12 protein-coding genes are annotated in these 19,900 nt (G+C 38.5%); 8 read left to right on the top strand and 4 right to left on the bottom strand.

Annotated elements, in window-relative coordinates:
- Positions 1–3: 3 nt before the first annotated feature.
- Positions 4–2,115: a ferrous iron transporter B gene (gene feoB / locus ACYVHJ_RS02045; RefSeq protein WP_460512106.1), complete on the bottom strand. Its 2,112-nt coding sequence runs from the start codon at positions 2,113–2,115 to the stop codon at positions 4–6.
- A 3-nt stretch (positions 2,116–2,118) separates the two neighbouring features.
- A complete protein-coding gene (locus ACYVHJ_RS02040) occupies positions 2,119–2,340 on the bottom strand; it encodes a FeoA family protein (protein WP_339903851.1) in 222 nt (73 codons plus the stop codon).
- 592 nt (positions 2,341–2,932) lie between these two features.
- Here ACYVHJ_RS02040 and ACYVHJ_RS02035 point away from each other — a divergent pair.
- The 3 genes from ACYVHJ_RS02035 (at position 2,933) to ACYVHJ_RS02025 (ending at position 8,971) form a co-directional block, all read left to right on the top strand.
- Positions 2,933–4,315 (top strand): MBL fold metallo-hydrolase, encoded by a 1,383-nt coding sequence (locus ACYVHJ_RS02035; protein WP_460512103.1) that lies wholly within the window; start codon positions 2,933–2,935, stop codon positions 4,313–4,315.
- Between the two features lie 170 nt (positions 4,316–4,485).
- Complete coding sequence (locus ACYVHJ_RS02030) at positions 4,486–5,991, top strand: pyruvate kinase (protein ID WP_339903853.1); 1,506 nt, start codon at positions 4,486–4,488, stop codon at positions 5,989–5,991.
- A gap of 121 nt (positions 5,992–6,112) precedes the next feature.
- Positions 6,113–8,971 carry a family 78 glycoside hydrolase catalytic domain gene (locus ACYVHJ_RS02025; RefSeq protein WP_460512100.1) on the top strand — a complete coding sequence of 953 codons (2,859 nt, stop codon included), beginning with the start codon at positions 6,113–6,115 and terminating at the stop codon, positions 8,969–8,971.
- Positions 8,972–9,154: 183 nt separating this feature from the next.
- Here ACYVHJ_RS02025 and yiaK read toward each other — a convergent pair whose 3' ends face one another.
- Positions 9,155–10,171, bottom strand: a complete 1,017-nt coding sequence (yiaK, locus tag ACYVHJ_RS02020; protein ID WP_460512098.1) for a 3-dehydro-L-gulonate 2-dehydrogenase — start codon at positions 10,169–10,171, stop codon at positions 9,155–9,157.
- Positions 10,172–10,515: 344 nt separating this feature from the next.
- On the opposite strand from yiaK, the gene ACYVHJ_RS02015 reads away from it, so the two are divergent.
- The 4 genes from ACYVHJ_RS02015 (at position 10,516) to ACYVHJ_RS02000 (ending at position 16,022) form a co-directional block, all read left to right on the top strand.
- Entirely contained in the window at positions 10,516–12,345 is a 1,830-nt protein-coding gene (locus tag ACYVHJ_RS02015) for a DUF3857 domain-containing protein (RefSeq protein WP_460512096.1), read from the top strand.
- A 4-nt stretch (positions 12,346–12,349) separates the two neighbouring features.
- On the top strand, positions 12,350–14,320 hold the full coding sequence (locus ACYVHJ_RS02010) for a DUF3857 domain-containing protein (protein WP_460512094.1): 1,971 nt from the start codon (positions 12,350–12,352) through the stop codon (positions 14,318–14,320).
- 125 nt (positions 14,321–14,445) lie between these two features.
- Positions 14,446–15,453, top strand: coding sequence for a zinc-binding alcohol dehydrogenase family protein (locus ACYVHJ_RS02005; protein ID WP_460512092.1), 1,008 nt, complete (start codon positions 14,446–14,448; stop codon positions 15,451–15,453).
- Positions 15,454–15,551: 98 nt separating this feature from the next.
- Entirely contained in the window at positions 15,552–16,022 is a 471-nt protein-coding gene (locus ACYVHJ_RS02000) for a hypothetical protein (protein WP_339901647.1), read from the top strand.
- Between the two features lie 143 nt (positions 16,023–16,165).
- On the opposite strand, the gene ACYVHJ_RS01995 is transcribed toward ACYVHJ_RS02000, so the two are convergent.
- Positions 16,166–18,328 (bottom strand): glutamine synthetase III family protein, encoded by a 2,163-nt coding sequence (locus ACYVHJ_RS01995; RefSeq protein ID WP_460512089.1) that lies wholly within the window; start codon positions 18,326–18,328, stop codon positions 16,166–16,168.
- 233 nt (positions 18,329–18,561) lie between these two features.
- Here ACYVHJ_RS01995 and mtaB point away from each other — a divergent pair, with 233 nt between their 5' ends.
- Positions 18,562–19,881 (top strand): tRNA (N(6)-L-threonylcarbamoyladenosine(37)-C(2))-methylthiotransferase MtaB, encoded by a 1,320-nt coding sequence (gene mtaB / locus ACYVHJ_RS01990; protein WP_460512087.1) that lies wholly within the window; start codon positions 18,562–18,564, stop codon positions 19,879–19,881.
- Positions 19,882–19,900 lie beyond the last annotated feature (19 nt).

The following is a 19,900-nucleotide window of genomic DNA, read 5'->3' as shown; positions in this document are numbered from 1 at the left end:
TAACTAAGAGAAAATCTGATACGTTGCCAAAGCTCCAAGATAAGCTATAATCGTCATGAAAATGGTCTGTAAGATAGGCCATTTCCAACTTTTGGTCTCTCTGTAAACCACAGCCACTGTACTCATACACTGCATGGCCAAGGCATAGAAAACCATTAAAGAAAATCCTGTTGCCCGATTAAATACTTTTTCACCGGTATCAGCATGAACTTGTTTTGCTAATTTCTCCCGAATGGTTAATTCGTCTTCAACATCTTCACCAACACTATAGATTGTAGCCACTGTAGCTACAAACACTTCCCTCGCAGCAAATGAGGTCAAAAGTGCAATTCCAATTTTCCAATCATAGCCTAAAGGTCGAATGGCCGGTTCTATGGATTTACCCAAAATCCCTATATAAGACGACTCAAGCTCCTTGGATGCATAAATATTCCTAATTTCATCTTTTTCACTTTCAGTTGCCTCCTCCAGCATTGCCATTTTTTCAGCTTCTACAGCCTCCATCCTTCCTGATGGACCGTAACTGGCCAAAACCCACAAGACGATAGAAATTGCCAATATCACCTTCCCTGCCTCTAGCACAAATATTTTTGATTTGTTGAACATGGTCAACAATACAGTTTGCCATCTGGGCATTCTGTAGATGGGAAGATCCGCCATCAAAAAGCTCTTTTCTTTGGTCTTGATAATAAACTTAAGGGCTAGCGCCCCCAATAGGGTGAAAACCGTTCCGAAAAGGTACATGACCAACAATGCGATGGCCTGTAAATTTATTCCCATCCAGGCTTCATCAGGCACGGTCAATCCAATCAAAATAATATAAACCGGTAGCCGCGCTGAGCAACTCATCCACGGTGTTACCAAAATGGTAATCAGTCGTTCTTTACTATTACTGATATTCCTACTGGCCATTATACCGGGTATGGCACAAGCCATTCCGGAAATCAATGGCACAACACTTTTGCCATGCAAACCAAAAGGACGCATGATGCGATCCATTAAAAAAACAACTCTAGAAAAGTATCCGGTATCTTCTAAAAAGGCCAAAAACCCAAATAATAAGGCTATCTGAGGAATAAAAATAACCACTCCTCCAATACCGGTGATGATTCCCTCGGCCAGTAAATCGGTAAAAACTCCCGGAGGTAAGGTTTCCATAACCCAGCTACTTAAAAAAGCAAAGGTTCCGTCGATTAGATCCATCGGAGCTTCTGCCCAGGCAAATATGGCCTGAAATATAAGCAGCATTATTCCTAAAAAGGTCAAATATCCCCATACCGGATGCAAGAAAATAGCATCCAATTTACTATGAAATTCTTTAGGTTTATTGACTCCGGAAAGCACAGATTTTTCCAGCAAGGTATCAATTTTCTTATACCTCTCTGTGGTTTCTTTGGATTGCTGTTCTTCAGGATCAAAATGAAAAGCCTTGGCTTTTTCTTCAAGCCAAATCTTTTTATCATTTGCCAAAGTAGGATCAAAAGATGAAAACACTAATTGCTGAAAAGCTTGGTATGGTTGACTAAATCCAAACTTTTCCTGTACCTCTTCTAGCAATTCAGGCGAATCAGGTGTGTGAAAAGTTTTCCCCACCACAAACTTATCCTCCGTAAACAAGGATTTAACTTCTTCAAGCCCTTCATTATTTCTAGCATCTGTCATTACCAATGGTACTCCAAAGGCTTTGTACAAGGCAAAAGTCTTGATAGACAAACCTCTTTTTTCTGCCAAATCCTTCATATTGATTACAAAGGCTATAGGAATACCCAAATCCATTACTTGAGTTCCAAGCAGAAGGCTTCTTTCCAAATTACAAGCATCCAAAATCACTAGGGCCGCATCAGGTTTGGCTTCTCCCTGTCCATTCAGCACCTTGTGTGCAATGACCTCATCCTCAGATTTGGGCAATAGACTATATGTACCCGGCAAATCAATCAGTTCAAATCTTTGCTCACCCTTATGAAAATAACCGACCATTTTGTCGACGGTCATTCCCGGATAATTACCAATTTTTTGATTTAAGCCTGTGAGTTGGTTAAAAATACTGGACTTCCCTACATTAGGATTACCAATGATGGCAATTCTTCGCGTTCCCAATCGTTCTGCTATTTCCATTCCCTACTCTGCTTTTAAATGAATCAAATCAGCTTCTTCTACCCTTAAGGCGAGGATATTGCCATCAATAATAAAGGCCATAGGGCCATTAAAAGGGGCTTTTTTTAGCAAGCTGATCTTCTTACCGGGCAAAACTCCCATTTCCATCATCCTTACCAGCAGGTTAGAATTGGTAATACTGGAAATTTCGTGTACTAAATTGTTTTTAAGTCCTGCTGCAGTCATAGGAATTTGATTTTAAAGCTTTTCTGCATCTTTCATTTCAATCCGCAATTTTAACATATTTTTCTCGTAAAAATAAGAATTTCAGCCTTTATTTAGATTGAATAAATTATACCTGATTTAAGGTAATAACCATAAAACATGAGTTAGAAGTTCGATAATAGCCAAACCATTTAAAAATATATTCATACTGAACCTTAATGAGCTGCTTTAAATAGCTGGCTACTAATTACTACTAAAGTAAAATGCTCTTTCCTCTGGGCTTACTTTCCTTATCATAAAGATGAAATTCCCTAGCAAGAGGAAAAATTTAACTTAAATAATAAAAAATAAACCTTGGCTTAGGTAATTCTTGTCACAAAACGGCTTGCATTAAATCACTAAATTTAAATTGATTGAAACAATGGATCTACTAAAGCATATAAATGTATAGAATTGGCACGGATTTTTGACCAATTTGGATATGGGATTTGTTTTAGGAAAAGCAGAGGAATTTAAAAAAATTTAAGTCCTCACTGTTCTTGATTTAAATGATCAGGTACCTTAAGATTCACGATCAATTTAAAATAAGCTGTTAATTAAAATCTAAATTGTTATGTTTTTCGAACGTGTTTATGATAAAAGTTTAGCGCAAGCCAGTTATGTTATCGCTTGTCAGGCGGCCGGAGTAGCAGCCGTAATAGATCCTAAAAGAGATGTGGACACCTATTTAAAAATTGCTGAAGAAAATAATTTTACGATTACTAAAATATTAGAAACTCATATTCATGCTGATTTCTTATCCGGATCTCGGGAGTTGGCTTCAATTACAGGGGCCGAAATGTACCTTTCTGATATGGGAGATGAAGATTGGCAATATGAATTTCCTCATAAAAAAACCCTTAATGGTGACCATATTGAATTGGGTAACTTGGATTTTGGAGTAGTCTCCACCCCGGGACACACTCCGGAAAGCTTGAGTTTTATCCTTACAGACAAAGCCGCAAGCGATGCCCCAGTCATGATTTTTACCGGAGATTTTATATTTGTTGGGGATGTAGGAAGACCCGACTTGCTGGAACAAGCTGCAGGAATCAAAGGAAGCCAAGAAATTGGCGCAAGCCAACTATTTGAATCTCTGCAACATTTCCAAAATTTTCAGGATTTTATTCAAGTTTGGCCCGGGCATGGGGCAGGTTCAGCCTGTGGGAAATCTTTAGGAGCCGTACCCTCCACTACTGTCGGTTATGAGAAAATTAGAAATTGGGCATTTAAATTATTGGATGACAAAGATGTTTTCACCAACACCTTATTGGAAGACCAACCTGAGCCTCCAAAGTATTTTGCTAAAATGAAACAGCTCAATAAAATTGAGCGAAAACTAATTACAGAAGTTCCGCTGATTAGACATTTGGATAAAAACGAATTCAAAGAAATTTTACACGGAGAAATGTTCATTATTGATACCCGAACTCCAGAGGCATTTGCCAAAGGATTTTTAAGCAGAACTTTGAATATTGAAAACAACAACAGCTTCCCTACCTGGATGGGATGGTATATGAATTACGATAAACCATTTGCATTAATTGCCGAGCCGGATGAATTGGAAGATCTTTCAAGGAAATTGATGAGAATTGGGCTAGACAATGCATTTGGCTACATCAGCCCTTCCGAGCTAAAGGAAACCAGTGACCTATCATTTAACAAAGAAGCACCTATTGATAAAGAAGAAGTAAAAGAGAAAGTTGTCAACCAAAATGCACAAATTATAGATGTAAGGGGAGCCTCTGAATACAAAAAAGGCCATATTGATGGAGCCGTAAACTTATTTGTTGGAAAATTGAATGAAAACCTTGATCAGGTAAGTAAAGATCGGCCGGTTATCGTGCATTGTCTATCAGGCAGCCGTTCTGCCATCGCTTATTCTTTACTAAAGGCAAATGGTTTTGAGAATGTATACAATTACTCCGGCGGTTGGCAGGACTGGCAACAGCATTAACCCATCGATTTTAAGTTGAAACCTGCTCCCCAACTGTTGTTTCTTTGAGCAAGTGAAGCCTATTTTATGCATTGTTTTTAAAATAAGAATTGGTTAATTGCAAGTTGATAATTTTATCTAATCATGCCTTATATTGGGTGTGATTTGATTTATTAAGACATTCAATAGCAATGAAAACTACCCTACAAGAACTTGCCCATGAGCTGGCTGAACTGGAAGCCTCACTGATTGGAGTTACCCATGAGTTTGATGTTTACCTAGACCGGATACCTGTTGATCAAAGAGTTGCCGCTATAAACCTGATTCAGTATTTATATTTCAGAAGCGAGGATAGAAAATCTCTCCAATCAAAGCTGCATTATTACGGTTTTTCAGCACTTTCCAATTCAGAAAATCACTTGCATAGGCAGGTACAAACCATCAGGCAACGATTAGGCCATACTTATGAAGAAGGAGAACTTAACCCTTGCACCTATAAATTTAGCCGAAAACGACTAGAACAAAACAGCAAAATACTGTTCGGAAAGCAAGCTCAAGCCAAAATGCCGACTGTAATGGTCACATTTGCTACAGATTTTGCTGATAATCCTGAACTTATTGAGCGGTTGTTATTGAATGGCATGCAAGTCGCCCGTATTAATTGCGCCCATGACGATCAGGCAGTTTGGCAGAAGATGATAGATCAAGTCAGAGCTGCTGAGGAAAAAACCGGCCTATCCTGCAAAATATATTTTGACCTTGCCGGACCAAAGATCAGAACCAGCCTCCTGGCCAAGGGAAAGGAAGAGGGAAAAGTGAAAGTTGAAGAAGGAGACGAAATCTGGTTGGCAGAAAGTAAACAAGATTTTTCAGCTGAAGACATTGTCATAAGCCCCAATGAAAAAGGTATTATTTCCTCTCTTCAAGAAGGCCATCGCGTCTTCATTGACGATGGCGAAATAAGTGGTGTTGTCATAAAGGCGATGCAAGGCAAAGCGGCAGTAAAATTGGAAAGGGTAGCATCCAAGAAAGGGAAAATTAAATCAGAAAAAGGAATCAATTTTCCCGATTCCCCCTTGAGCATCCCATCCTTAACCGATTATGACAAAGAATGTCTTCCTTTTATCACAGCGCATGCTGATTTATTGGGCTATTCTTTTGTAAAAACTCCCGGTGACATCACCAAATTAAATAATGAACTTAAAAAATTAAAATTAAAGAAACATCCTGCAATTATTCTCAAAATAGAAACCCCGGAATCCGTAAGAAATTTACCTGCCCTATTGTTTGAAGCCATGAAGACACCGCCATTTGGAATCATGATCGCAAGAGGGGACCTGGCTGTAGAAATAGGTTTTGGAAGAATGGGAGAAATTCAGGATCAAATTTCATGGATTTGTGAAGCAGCCCATGTGCCGGTGGTCTGGGCCACACAAGTGTTAGAAAAACTGCAAAAATCCGGCATGCCCACCCGATCGGAAATTACTGATGCTGTACAAGCTTCTCTTGCTGAATGCGTCATGATCAACAAAGGCAACCATACCATAAGAGTCCTGAAAACATTAAAAGAAATAATGCAAAGAACAGCAGGACACAGAACCAAAAAAAGGTTCATATTCCGCCCCTTGAGCATAGCCATTGATTTTATAGAATCAAAAAACATCTACAACATCCCACCAAAAGCCGAGGAAAAGTAATTTAAAGTCCTGACCATAAAGTTTTTTTACGGAATTAACTATTCCTTAAACAGTACAGTGCAGGATACCTTTGAAAGAAAAACCATTTACATTTAGCCCCAAACAATAATAAAATAAACCCATGAGGACATTGACTTTTTGGACCTTACTTTCTTTAATCTTTGGCATCAATGCAAGGGCTGAGTCAGACTTAACCGCAGAATATTTAAGATGTGAATACCTTGAAAATCCCTTTATCGATGAAAGAAAGCCACGGTTAAGCTGGATTTTAACCTCTGAAGTTAGAAACCAATACCAAACTGCCTATAGAATTTTAGTGGCAAGCAAAGTTGAACTTCTGGAACCCGGGAAAGCGGACCTATGGGATTCAAAAAAAACCATGGGGGACATTACTTCTCAGGTGGTCTATCAAGGTAAACCGCTCCAATCTCGACAGAAATGTTACTGGAAAGTACAGAGCTGGGACAAGAAGGGGCAAGCCGGTAAGTGGAGTGAAGTTGCTACTTGGGAAATGGGACTTCTCAATGAAAATGATTGGAAAAGTGAGTGGATAGGAAAGGATTTTTCAGCCAATACCCAAGCCATTCCCTATAAAAACAAAGAATTATTTTTACCCCCCTCTCCTATTTTAAGAAACAAAATCAACCTACCCAATAAAGTAGCCCAAGCACGCTTATATATTACCTCACTGGGTTTATATGAATACAAAATCAACGGCAAAAAAGTAGGGAAAGACTTTCTTGCACCCGGCTGGACTGATTATAACAAAAGACTGTATTACAATGTATACGATGTGACACAGCAGTTGGATCAGGGAGAACATGTGCTACAAGCCACACTCTCACCAGGCTGGTACAGTGGCTATATAGCCTATGCATTATTGATAGGAAACCCTGTTGTCAGGGCCTTTTATGGTGACACACCTGCACTGAAAGCACAGCTGGAAGTCACCTACAGCAATGGAGAAACAGCCATTTTTGCCACCAATGCGCAATGGAAAGCTGCTTCCGGTGGGCTGGTAGAATCAGATATTCTTCATGGGGAAACCTTTGATGCCAGAAAAGTCCCTGAAGGTTGGAGCCAAACTAATTATAATGACGAAGCCTGGGAGAATGCAAGCATTATAAATGGTGGAAAGCGTAATTTACAATTATACCCTGCTCAACCGGTACAAGTCACTGAGTTTATTAAACCTATAGAAATCCATGAAAAAGAAAATGGTAATTTTATTTTCAATATGGGGCAAAATTTTGCGGGATTGGTAAAATTAAAAGTAAAGGGAAATGCAGGTGATAAAGTAGTATTAAAGTTTGGGGAAATGTTGCACCCAGACGGCAGGTTGATGGACGAAAACCTTCGAATGGCCAGGGCAACAGACACCTATATACTCAAGGGAGATCCTGAGGGAGAGGAATGGACCCCTGCATTTACTTATCATGGCTTTCAGTACGTAGAAGTCAGTGGATTTCCTGGCAAGCCTACAGAGGAAAATATCACAGGTTTAGTGCTTGGCTCTAATACGCCTAGAGTTGGTCGGTTCGAGACAGACCACCCTATGGTCAACCAATTGTACAAAAACATTGTTTGGACACAACGTGCCAATTTTGTGGACATCCCTACAGATTGTCCCCAAAGAGATGAAAGAATGGGATGGACAGGCGATGCCCAAACCTATGCCGGAACGGCGGCCATCAATATGGATGTCTCTGCTTTTTTCACCAAATGGATTCAGGATCTCCACGATGCGCAATGGGAATATGGAGCCTATCCTGATTATGCCCCCGCTCCCCCAGTGAGGAGTACAGATACCTATGCTCCGGGATGGATGGAAGCAGGTATTATCAATCCCTATGAACAATTTAAGGCTTATGGTGATACCAGAATCATTGAATCGGGCTGGGAAAACATGGAAAAATTCATGGCTTTTCATCATAAAAAAAGCAAAGGGGCTTACTTCTATCCGGAAGGTTCTTTTGCAGACCTCAATCCTAAAGGGGGATATGGAGACTGGCTCTCTATAGGTAAAAAAACCCCTCCGGACATGTTGGCTACCATGTATTATGGCCATGCGGCCGACCTTATGTCTGAAATGGCCACAGCCATTGGCAAACCGGAAAGAGCCATGCATTATCAAAACTTGACAAAAAAAATTAAATCAGCATTTGCAACCCATTACCTCAACGAAGAAAATCTAAGGCTCAAGACAGATGCTACAGCTTATGGTGATGGAGCCGGATACGTGGATGGAAAGATGGGATTTTCGGGAAATACACAAACAGCTTACGCCAATGCTATTTTCTTGGATTTTCTTGATGACAAACAAAAACAAATAGCCGGAAACCACCTGGCTCAGCTCATCCATGAGAATGATGGGAAATTAGCCACAGGTTTTCTTGGTGCCAAGCAGCTCTTACCCGCATTGTCGGCAACAGGCCACAGTGACTTGGCTTATCAACTATTACTCAACGAGGAATACCCTTCTTGGGGGTTTGAAATAAAAAATGGGGCCACCACTATTTGGGAGCGCTGGGACAGCTATGTAAAAGACGACCCCGATAAAATGGCCAGCCTAAACAATGGCATGAACTCTTTTAGTCACTATGCTTTCGGTTCAGTTTTTGAATGGATGTTTCACAATATGTCAGGCATCAAAACCGAGGAAGTGGCTTACAAAACCTTTACAATTGCCCCTGAAATACCGGAGAAGGAGATCAATTATGTTGCTGCCAGCCACCAATCCATCCATGGAAATATCAGTAGCTCTTGGAAAAGAGTAGGAGAAAAACTCTATATGGAAGTAAGTATACCTGTGAATACACAAGCAACCGTATTTATTCCGGCCAAAAGTGAACTAGACATAACCATGGACAACCAAAGGCTGGACCAGCACGAAGACCTGCAGAAGGGTCATTTTCTTGAAGGAAAACAAGTCCTGAAGTTAGGTTCAGGTACTTATCGTTTCGAAAGCACCATAAAGTAAATGATTCGCTAAAAAAATAATAAATCGCTGATATTTGCGAGCGTTTATTCTTTTAACCTCTCAGCTAAGTTAAGCCCGTCCTATTTACATGTCTCAGCAGGGCGGGCTTAATTTTTATAGCTATAGATTGAAATACCAAACAGACAAGGGATAATACCTTTTCTCTTCAAAGAATAAAGGTAGTCAATCCATCATTCGAAAAACCTTTTCCCAAATATCGGCATCAACCGGAACACCTAGCCGCAGATTTTCTTCTCTTCTGATAAAAGACTGCTCTCCCGGGAAATTAATGTCCATTCCATCAAAAACCTTAGATTTTTTCAGATCTGCAATGGTTTGTTCAATTTTCTCATCCAACTTGGTCTTAGAAATTCCCATTACCTCAGGGTGAATGCATAAAAAAAACTGTGAAACACCAAACTCCTCTTGCTGCCTACCAATTTCATAAGTAGACTGCCCACCAGAAAGACCTGAAGCCAAAAGGTCCAGCATCAATGACAATCCTGCTCCTTTCCATAAACCTATAGGCAAGGGAAGCTTCTCAGCAATAATTTCAATGGGGTTATTGCTAAGCTTTCCGGCCGCATTAAAACCAGCGGCATAAGGCAATTGCTCTCCTGATTTTTTATAAATCGCCATTTTACCATAAGAATACTGAGTCATGGCTGTATCTAAAATTACGGCTTTGTTTTGATATGGTAGACCTATTACCAAAGGGTTGTTGCCTAGTTTAGGCTCTTTTCCTCCCCATGCAGGCATGTTAGGAATGGTATTGGTAAAGCAAATACCGATACACCCTGCTTCCGCCGCTTGCCAGCCATAATTGCCTGCTCGCATCCAATGATTGGTGTTTCTTAGGGCAACACAACCCATCCCATTTTTAGTAGCCATGGTGACAGCCTTTTTCATGGCGATGGAGGCATTGTACATCCCTGCACCCAATTGTCCATTCCAGCGCTCCATGATTGGCAAAGCAAATTCTTGTATGGGTTCCACCTCCGGAACTACCATCCCTTTCTCCACCTGCTCCAAAAAGGCAGGGAAACGATTCAATCCATGAGAAGCCACTCCATCTAGACTGGCCATGGCAAAAAGCTCAGCACAAATTTTGGCCTTCTGATCCTCAAATCCATGCTGAATTAAGATCTTGGAAAAAGTGGTTTTTAAAATTTCAAATGGGATTCTAGTGGTAGTGTCCATATTGGTATAGGGTATAAATTAATTTTGAATAAAGTAAGCAATTTTACCGGCCGAAAAAACCCAGTAATCAATTTTCCCTTAAAGGAAGTGATAACTATTAAACGATCCATTAAAAATATTTCTGAAACCATAGGTATCGGCCCTTTAAAAAGCTCACCCTAACCCCCATAAAATGAACGATTAATCCATAAGCTATTTAAATTTTTCTGAAAACCAATTGCCGTTATAAAAATAAATTAATGATTTTATTATCTATTTTACCCTCAATTTTATAATTTGCGCAGATTACAATATCATTTTTTTATTTATGATATTTTTTTTATATTAGATTAAGTCATAAAGTAATGTATAGGTATTTATCTATTTCTATTTTTTATATTTTTCTATTTACACCCCTGGTATTAAATGGAACAAACTTTTCTATCCCCAACTATTCAAGTATAAAGAAAGACTATAAAATTACTTTATCAGAGGACTACTCCTATGAAATTGAAATCAATCAGGTAACCACCATCTATGACAAAAAAGGATTATCACATGCATCCTATCACTTTATCATAGATCAATTCACCAACTTAGATAATTTTGATCTGAAGGTAATAGACCCCATAAAGGAAAAAACCATAAAGAAAATAAAAGCCAAAGACCTTCAAGAAAGAGATTTAATAACAAGTGGAAATATTTATCAAGATTTAACCTTAAAACAATTTAACCTGCAGTCAACTTCCTTTCCGGTAAGGGTCGAAATGAAGCTAAAGCTTAGAAAATCAGGTAATTTTTATTTCCCTTCCTGGAGGCCACAAAATTTTTACCATCAAAAAGTAGAGCAAGCACGCTTGGAAGTAAACTATCCGAAATCCCTAGGGATTCGTTATAAAACCCAGCAATTTGAAGGTGTTTTCGATGACAATTCAATGGGCGACCATCAATCGCTAGTCTGGACGATAAATAACCTCGCTCCTGTTCCTGAGGACACGGAAGAAACAGATTTGACTAAAATAATTTTAGCGCCCGAAAAATTTGGGATGGATGGGTTTGAGGCAAGAATGGACACATGGAAGAATTTCGGTCTGTGGTTTTATCAATTAAATAAAGGTAGAACCAAACTTCCCGAAGGATTCAAACAAGAGCTTCAGGAGATGGTCAATGGTACAGATAGTTCAATTGAAAAAATACAAATACTATACACCTACCTACAGAAAAACTACAGGTATGTGAGCATACAATTGGGCTTGGGGGGTTGGCGTCCGATGGAAAGTGAAGAGGTACTTTCTAAAAAGTATGGGGACTGTAAAGGGTTGACTTTATTTATGCAAGCCATGCTATCCGAGATCGGTATTTCTTCGGATTACACTCTGGTAAAAGCAGGGGAAAATGCCACTTTTGACGAAGATTTTCCATCCAATCAATTCAATCATGCCATCTTAAGGGTTAGAACCGGTGATAAAAAATATTGGTTGGAATGCACATCCAGCCATTTACCTGCCGGATTTTTGGGTTCATTCACAAGGAACCGAAAGGTATTGGTCATAACGCCTGAAGGTGGGGAAGTAGATCAAACGCCCACTTATTCTGACCCTGAATTTAACACCACTGTAGTTAATTCTTCTATCCTTTTACAACAAAATGGGAATGCTGAAATTAAGGGAACATTGTTACAAAAAGGATTCCCGGCCGAAACAACAGTCATGAAAACTTATGACAAAAAGAAGGATGAAATTAACAACCTTTTCAATGGACAAATAGGAGGAAATGGCTTAATAATTAATTCCCTCAGTTTGGACAAACAAATTGAATGGCAGGATATTCAAACTCAAATTAACTTCTCAGGAATGGTGCAAAGGTATTACAAAAGTACCGGCAAACGGGTGTTCATCCCTATTTCATGGCACACTTGGGAACCTAACATGGAAAAATCCACAGAACTTTACATAGAGGAAGTAAATATCAGAAAGCATCGCTCCTTGAACGCAGAATCAATCCCTCCTTCCCTATCCATCACTGAGGATAATTATGAACTAAAAATGGAGATTATAATTGATGATGAAAATATATCAATAAAAAAACACATACAATTCACTGACACCGACCGCCTCTCTGATGAGGAGCAAGACGAATTACTCACAGCTTTAAACAAAAAAATACAAGGAGAATTAGTTTTTACCAAACAATAATATCATGACTTTTTCAAAATTTAAAATAGGATTACTTATACTACTCATTTCCCCAAATTTTTTATTCTCACAAGAAATGCGCTTTGGTAAATATAGTGATGCTGAATTTATATACAACGAGGTAGCATTTGAACCGGAAGCAGATGCAGTAGTTTTACAAGAATCCAGTTACAATATGTTTCAGGGAGTAGTATTGGAAAGCAAAATACACCGGCGAATAAAAGTTTTAAAAGAAAGCGGAAAAGAACAAGCAAATGTCACATTGAAATACTATAAAGGAAATGACAAGATTCAAGATATCTATAAACTAAAAGCACAGACTGTTAATTTAGTCAATAAAGAAATCCAAATTGAGAAATTATCTAAATCAGATTTTTATGAAGTTGATGCGGGAAATGGATGGATGGAAATCAGGTTTACCTTTCCACAAGTACAGGTAGGCTCTATCATTGATTTCACTTATGTTAAGGCAGATAAATCCATTCTATCTATTGATGGTTGGGTTTTTCAAAATGAAATCCCTACCCTAAAATCAATCTATGACATCACCTTTCCGGATTTTATTTGGTACAAGTCTTTGAAACAGGGAATCAAAACCATTTCCCATGATTTCAAAACAAAAACCAAAGGCAATTTTAGATGGGAATTGGACAGTTTAAAGGGTTTCACTGCGGAACCTTACATGGCCCATTTCCAAGATTATTTGGAAAAAGTAAGTTTTCAGCTAGAGGGCTATGAATTTAGACAACAGGATAGTTTTGGTACGGATTTAAATCAATACAAATCACTATTTGATACTTGGCAGGATTTAACAGACTTCTTTGCGGATCGCTTAGAATTTAAAAGCTACATGTCCCCAAAAAAGAAAACACGTGAAATTACTGGTTTGGATACCGAAGGAACAGACACTTTACAGCTTGCCAAGGACATCTATAAGCATGTCAGCAATGAATACAATTATTCAGGATTTTCTGCCATTGCTCCTTCTAAAAATTTTTCGGAAACAATCGCAAGTAAAAATGGAAATAGGGCAGAAATAAATTTATCTCTCCTAGCTCATCTTAGAAATCATGGCATTATAGCCTATCCGGTTTTGATAAGTAGCAAAGGAAATGGAAGGTCTGATCTTGTACCTTTCCCTTTTGTAGACCAGTTTAACCAATTAATTGTCGTCACTTCCATTGCTAACAAAGTATATTATTTAGACGCCACAGATTCATCCATCCCTTTTGGGTACCTGCCTTCTCAATTTCTAGTCAATCAAGGTTTTCTTATGCTTGAAGAGAATAGTGGACTCATTGATATCCAAAGCCATCACTCATCAGGCTATTACGTTTTTGACAATATTCTTATTGAGGATGAGTCATCCTTAAAAAGGGAAACTGCCGTTAAAGCCATGGGCTTTGATGGTGTGTATAATACAGGCCTATTTAAGGCAGAAAACAGCTCAAGTGCTGCACTAAAGGAAAAGTTGATCACCTACCAACAGGAAAATCTTAATCCTGTCTTTACCTTTGAAGAGAATCCAAAATCAAACTTTACCATCATAAAGTACACAACAACGAAAGATCTAGACGAAAGTCAAAACTTGTATGTAAACCCATTTCAGTTATTGAGATGGGAACCGAACCCATTTGTGAGATCCACGCGAACATTTCCAATCGATTTTGATTACCTATTTACTGACAGGTATGGGGCTAAAATCGAAATCCCTGATGGCTATACTTTAGATGACTACCCTGAAGATGTCTCCATGACCTTACCGAGTGGAGCCATGTCTTTTTCATTCAAAGTCAATATTATCAATGGTACTGCCATAATCAATTCAATAATCTCTGTTTCCAATCCACTCATTGGACCTCAAGAGTATCCTGACTTGAAATACCTCATTGACATTATTTCCAGCAAATTTAAAGAACCATTGGTATTTGTAAAAAACCAAACTTTGGTGCCTGAAAGTAATCCTGCTGAATAAAGCGCTATTAAATCCAAACTACAATCAAGTCTTTGAAGGGTAACAATAAGTAAAAAGGAGCATATTGTTGGTTAATTCCTGCATTTTTTACTTTTTGCATTCCCAAAAAAACTAGCGATATACCTATGAAAATTATCAGTTGTGAACATCCTGGCGAGTTTGTGTCAAAAGAAGCTGAAACCCCACAAGCAAATTCCGGAGAGGTTATGGTAAGCATTCAGCAAATAGGAGTTTGTGGCACCGATTTACATGCCTTTGCAGGCAACCAAGCCTTTTTCACCTATCCTAGAATCCTTGGACATGAAATTGCGGCCAAGGTTGTAGCTGGCAATGGCACCTCTTTTAAAGAGGGAGAGCCGGTGGTTGTTATCCCTTATTTAAACTGTGGCAAATGTGGCGCTTGCAAAATAGGAAAAACCAATTGCTGTGAAAAGCTGAAAGTATTGGGCGTTCACACCGATGGGGCCATGCAAGAGTACATGGCCTTACCCGAATCAATTCTCATCCCTACGCCGCAATTGACCTGGGATGAAATGGCCATTGTTGAGCCGCTTTCAGTGGCAGCACATTCCGTTAAACGTGCCGGCATTAAAAAGGGGGATAAGGTTTTGGTGATGGGCTGTGGCCCCATAGGGTTGGCCATAATGGTTTTTGCGGAGTTGGCCGGTGCAGAGGTTACTGCTCTGGACGTAAATCCCTGGAGATTAAACTTAGCTAAAGCAAAGTTTAAAGCAAGCCATAGCATCAACGCGTTGGAAATAGAAAAAAATCCTTCTCTCAAAGAGACCTATAAAAATCAATACAACCTTGTATTTGATGCCACAGGGAACAAAAAGGCCATGGAGGCAGGCCCTTTTTATGCAGCGCATGGAGGCAGTTATGTTTTAGTTGGACTGTATAAGGATCAATTGGCTTTTCACCACCCTTCAATACATGCCAAGGAATTAAGTATACTATGCAGTAGGAATGCCACAAAGAAAGATTTTCTGGAGGTTATCAACACCTTAGCCCAAAAACAATTCCCTACAGCGCATTATACTACCAATAAGTTTGGTTTTACACAAACAAAAGAAAAATTTCCTGAGCTTACCCAGGCTGACAATCAGGTTATCAAAGCCTTAATTAAATTTTAAAATATTACCATTTAAAAACTCCTAACACCGATTATACATTGGCTTTTGTAACTTGATTCATTTATTTGCGAAATTTGTGCTTTAAATGAAGTCATTGTATGAATAGGTTTTCTATCTTTATTTTCAGCATTGTTTTTTCAATCTTCCCCTTACTTTCACAAGGTCAGGTAAGTAGTGGGTATCAGGTTCTAAAAACCAACAATGCTTTTGTTATTAAGCCCTATGCTATCGATTTCACGAGAATAGATACCGAGGGTATGAGTTTGGACTGTTCGACCACTAACCTTAGTAACGAATTAAATTTTAGTCATATTTCGAATTATTTTGATGAGGATACCCAAATCCTTTTTAGAAACATCAAAATTCAAGCAAGGGTGTACATCGACATTTCAGGCACCATTCAAAACCTGTATTTCATTTCAGAAAATGATCCGGAGAATTACTCCATAGACTTTAATGGATTGGCAACCACCATTAAAAGGAAGTTAAAAATTGACCAAAATAAGGAGTGTCTCACAAAAATGGAAGACAAATTTATTTCTTGGTATATTCCTCTCTTCCAGTATTAGGCTCAAAAACTCTTTGTTCTAAATTCCTTTAGAAGCTTATCTTCACATGCTGCCTTAAAAATAAATGGTAAGAATTCTTGGGGGAGTAGGAATAAAAAAAGCCCGAATAAATCGGGCTTTATAATTTTTAGATCCGTTTACTTCTATTTTAGAAATAACATTTCTCTGTATTTTACTAGTGGCCATGATTCATCATCCACTAACAATTCAAGCTTATCAACAGCATATCTGATTTTATCAAAGAAGGCTTCTTTTACATCAGAGCTATAAAGTTTCGCTTTAACGGCGATATCATCCTCTTTATTTACCCTTTTCCTTGCTTCAATCATATTGCCAACATCAGCCTTAAGTGATTCAATATGCCTTGATATTTCCTCAATCGTCTCTATGGCTGCAGAATTATCCAAACCTAAACCTTTCAAGCCATTGGCATTGGTAATCAACTTGTTTTGGTAAAGAATGGCTGTTGGAATAATGTGGTTCAATGCCAAATCTCCCATCACACGAGATTCGATTTGAACTTTCATTATATAGTTTTCCAAGCGAATCTCATGTCTTGCATGCAATTCTCTTTCATTCAATACTTTATGCTTACCATATAGCTCAGTAACCTTTTTAGAGATTAGTACATCAAGTGCTTCAGCTGTACTCTTAAGGTTAGAAAGCCCTCTTTTCTCGGCTTCATTGGCCCACTCTTCAGAGTAACCATCACCTTCGAAACGTACTTTTTTACTATCCTTAATGTATTTTCTAAGCACATTAACAATGGCAAGTTTCTTTTCTTTACCACCACTAATTTCCTTATCAATATCTTTCTTCATTTCCTGAAGAACATCTGCCACAATCACATTCAAAGCTGTCATTGGTCCTGCAGGGTTTGCAGTAGAACCAACAGCCCTAAATTCAAATTTATTACCTGTGAAAGCAAATGGAGAAGTTCTGTTTCTATCTGTATTGTCAAGAATGATTTCAGGAATTTTAGAAATTCCCAATTTCATGTACATATTGTCTCCTTTTTCAATTTTCAGGTTACCATTTTTCTCTAACTCGTCAAGAATACTGGTAAGGGTACTTCCTAAGAAAATAGAAATTATAGCAGGAGGAGCTTCATTGGCACCTAGTCTAAAATCGTTTCCTGCGGATGCAATGCTTGCTCTAAGCAAATCAGCATTTTCATATACAGCTTTGATCGTTGCTACCAAAAAGCATAAGAATTGAAGATTTTCTCTAGCGGAATTACTAGGTTGGAAAAGGTTAACACCTGTATCCGTAATCAAAGACCAGTTGTTGTGTTTACCACTACCATTCAATCCTGCAAAAGGTTTTTCATGGAAAAGGACTTTAAGGCCATGCTTTTCAGCCACTTTCTCCATTACTTCCATCAATAGTAGGTTATGATCAGTAGCTTTATTGATATCTTCAAATAAAGGAGCTACTTCAAACTGTCCCGGGGCTACTTCATTGTGACGAGTAGAAACAGGAATACCTAATTTCAAGGCCTCAATCTCAAAGTCTTTCATGTATTCCTTAACTCTGGAAGGAATAGACCCGAAGTAATGATCATCTAATTGCTGACCTCTTGCAGGGTTGTGACCAAAAACAGATCTTCCGGCCATTACAAGGTCAGGACGCGTTGCATAAAGCGCTCTGTCTACAACGAAATACTCTTGTTCTACACCCAATGAAGGGTTTACTTTTTTGACATTTCTGTCAAAAAGCTGACAAATTTCTACAGCCGCTGAATTGATGGCTTCTGTAGACCTAATAAGAGGAGTCTTAAAGTCCAGGGCTTCACCTGTGTAAGAAACAAATATGGTAGGGATGCAAAGGGTTTGATCGAATATGAAGATTGGGGAGCTTGGATCCCAAGCTGTATAACCACGTGCTTCAAAAGTCGTCCTTATCCCACCATTTGGAAAAGAAGAAGCATCAGGCTCTTGTTGTACCAAGGTACTACCTTTGAATCTCTCCATTCCAGACATTGCGTCGAAAAAAGTATCATGCTTCTCCGCAGTTGATCCCGTTAATGGTTGAAACCAGTGCGTATAGTGCGTTGCTCCTTTAGACATGGCCCATCCTTTAACTGCAGTAGCGATTTCATCTGCAGTGGACATATCAATTTTTGTTCCTTTTTCAATCGCGGTTTTGACTTTTTTAAATACAGGACTAGCTAAGGTTTCCTGCATTTCTTTTAAGCCAAATACATGAGATCCGAAATAATCAGAAATTTTTAAAGAAGGTGCTACTGCATTGACCTTAGATCTGCCTTGCACTTTCATTAACGCTTTTTGTCTTAATGTTGCCATTTGTATAGTTTATGGTTTAAAAACTAATTACAAAATTAGAAAAATAAATGAGTTTTTCTCTATAATGGTCATTTTTAGAGGTCTTTTTAGTAATTTTTACATTTTTGACAACAAACGCGCCTTAAATATCCATCATAACTGGTGATTTTTTTCATTTTCGTCAAATTTATTGCAAAAATGGAAAACTCAATGATATTCACTAAATTTGCACCGAAATAAAAGAAATCAAAAGTTTGAAAAAAGTAGCATTCTATACCCTCGGTTGCAAATTAAATTATGCAGAGACCTCCACTATCAGCCGTATGTTTGAAAAAAAGGGCTATTTGAAGGTTAGCTTTGAAGAATCTCCCGACATATTCATCATCAATACTTGTTCAGTAACTGAAAATGCTGATAAAAAATGTAAGAAGATCGTCAAGGAAGCTAAAAAAATATCTCCCGATGGGTTCATCGCCATCATCGGATGCTATGCGCAGCTCAAACCAAAAGAAATCGCCACCATTCCAGGGGTTGATGCTGTACTAGGAGCTGCGGAAAAATTTAGGCTGATAGAACTACTTGACGATTTCTCTGCAGGGCAGGAAGCCAAGGTATATGCCTCTTCTATTGCAAAGGCAGAAGAATTTAACAATGCCTATAGCATACATGACCGAACCAGGACTTTCTTGAAAGTGCAAGATGGATGCAATTATGGTTGCGCCTTTTGTACCATTCCCTTGGCAAGAGGTAAAAGTCGAAGCGATACTATTTCTAATATAGTGAAAGCGGCCAATGAAATCGCAGTAACTGACGTTAAAGAAATCGTAATTACAGGAGTTAATATCGGGGATTATGGTATTCAGAATGGTAAAAGAAAAGAAAAATTTATTTACTTGATTCAGGCCTTGGACCAGGTTTCCGGAATTGATAGGTTTCGAATTTCATCCATAGAGCCTAATCTTCTGACCAATGAAGCCATAACCTTTGTTGCTCAATCCAAACATTTTGTCCCTCACTTTCATGTGCCATTACAATCCGGAAGCAACACCATCTTAAGAAAAATGGGGAGAAGGTATTTGAGAGAATTGTATGAAGACCGCGTCAGTAAAATCAAAGGACTAATGCCTCATTGCTGTATTGGGGTAGATGTTATTGTGGGCTTTCCAGGTGAAACTGAAGCATTATTTCTAGAAACTTATGAGTTCTTAAAAGAACTCCCCATTTCCTACCTGCATGTATTTACCTATTCTGAACGAGCCAATACAAGGGCTGCAGAAATGGATGATGTAGTACCTATGAAAATAAGGAATAAGAGATCTAAAATGTTGAGGATTCTTTCAGAAAAGAAAAAAAGAGCTTTCTATGAAGAAAACATTGGCAAAAAATATACTGTATTATTTGAAGGTGATGTAGAAGATGGTAAAATGTTTGGCTTTACAGAAAACTATATTAGAGTTAGCGCAAAATACGATCCGCTTTTAATCAACGAACTTAAAGAAGTGACTTTAATCGGCATTAATGAGAAGGGAAGCATGGATGTTTTAGAACCTGAAATTGAAGCAATTCACCATTAGAAAAATAAATTGGTAACGT

The organism is Cyclobacterium sediminis (assembly GCF_054781075.1).
Note: the sequence above shows the minus strand (reverse complement) of the source record. Positions and strands in the feature narration are given on the sequence as shown.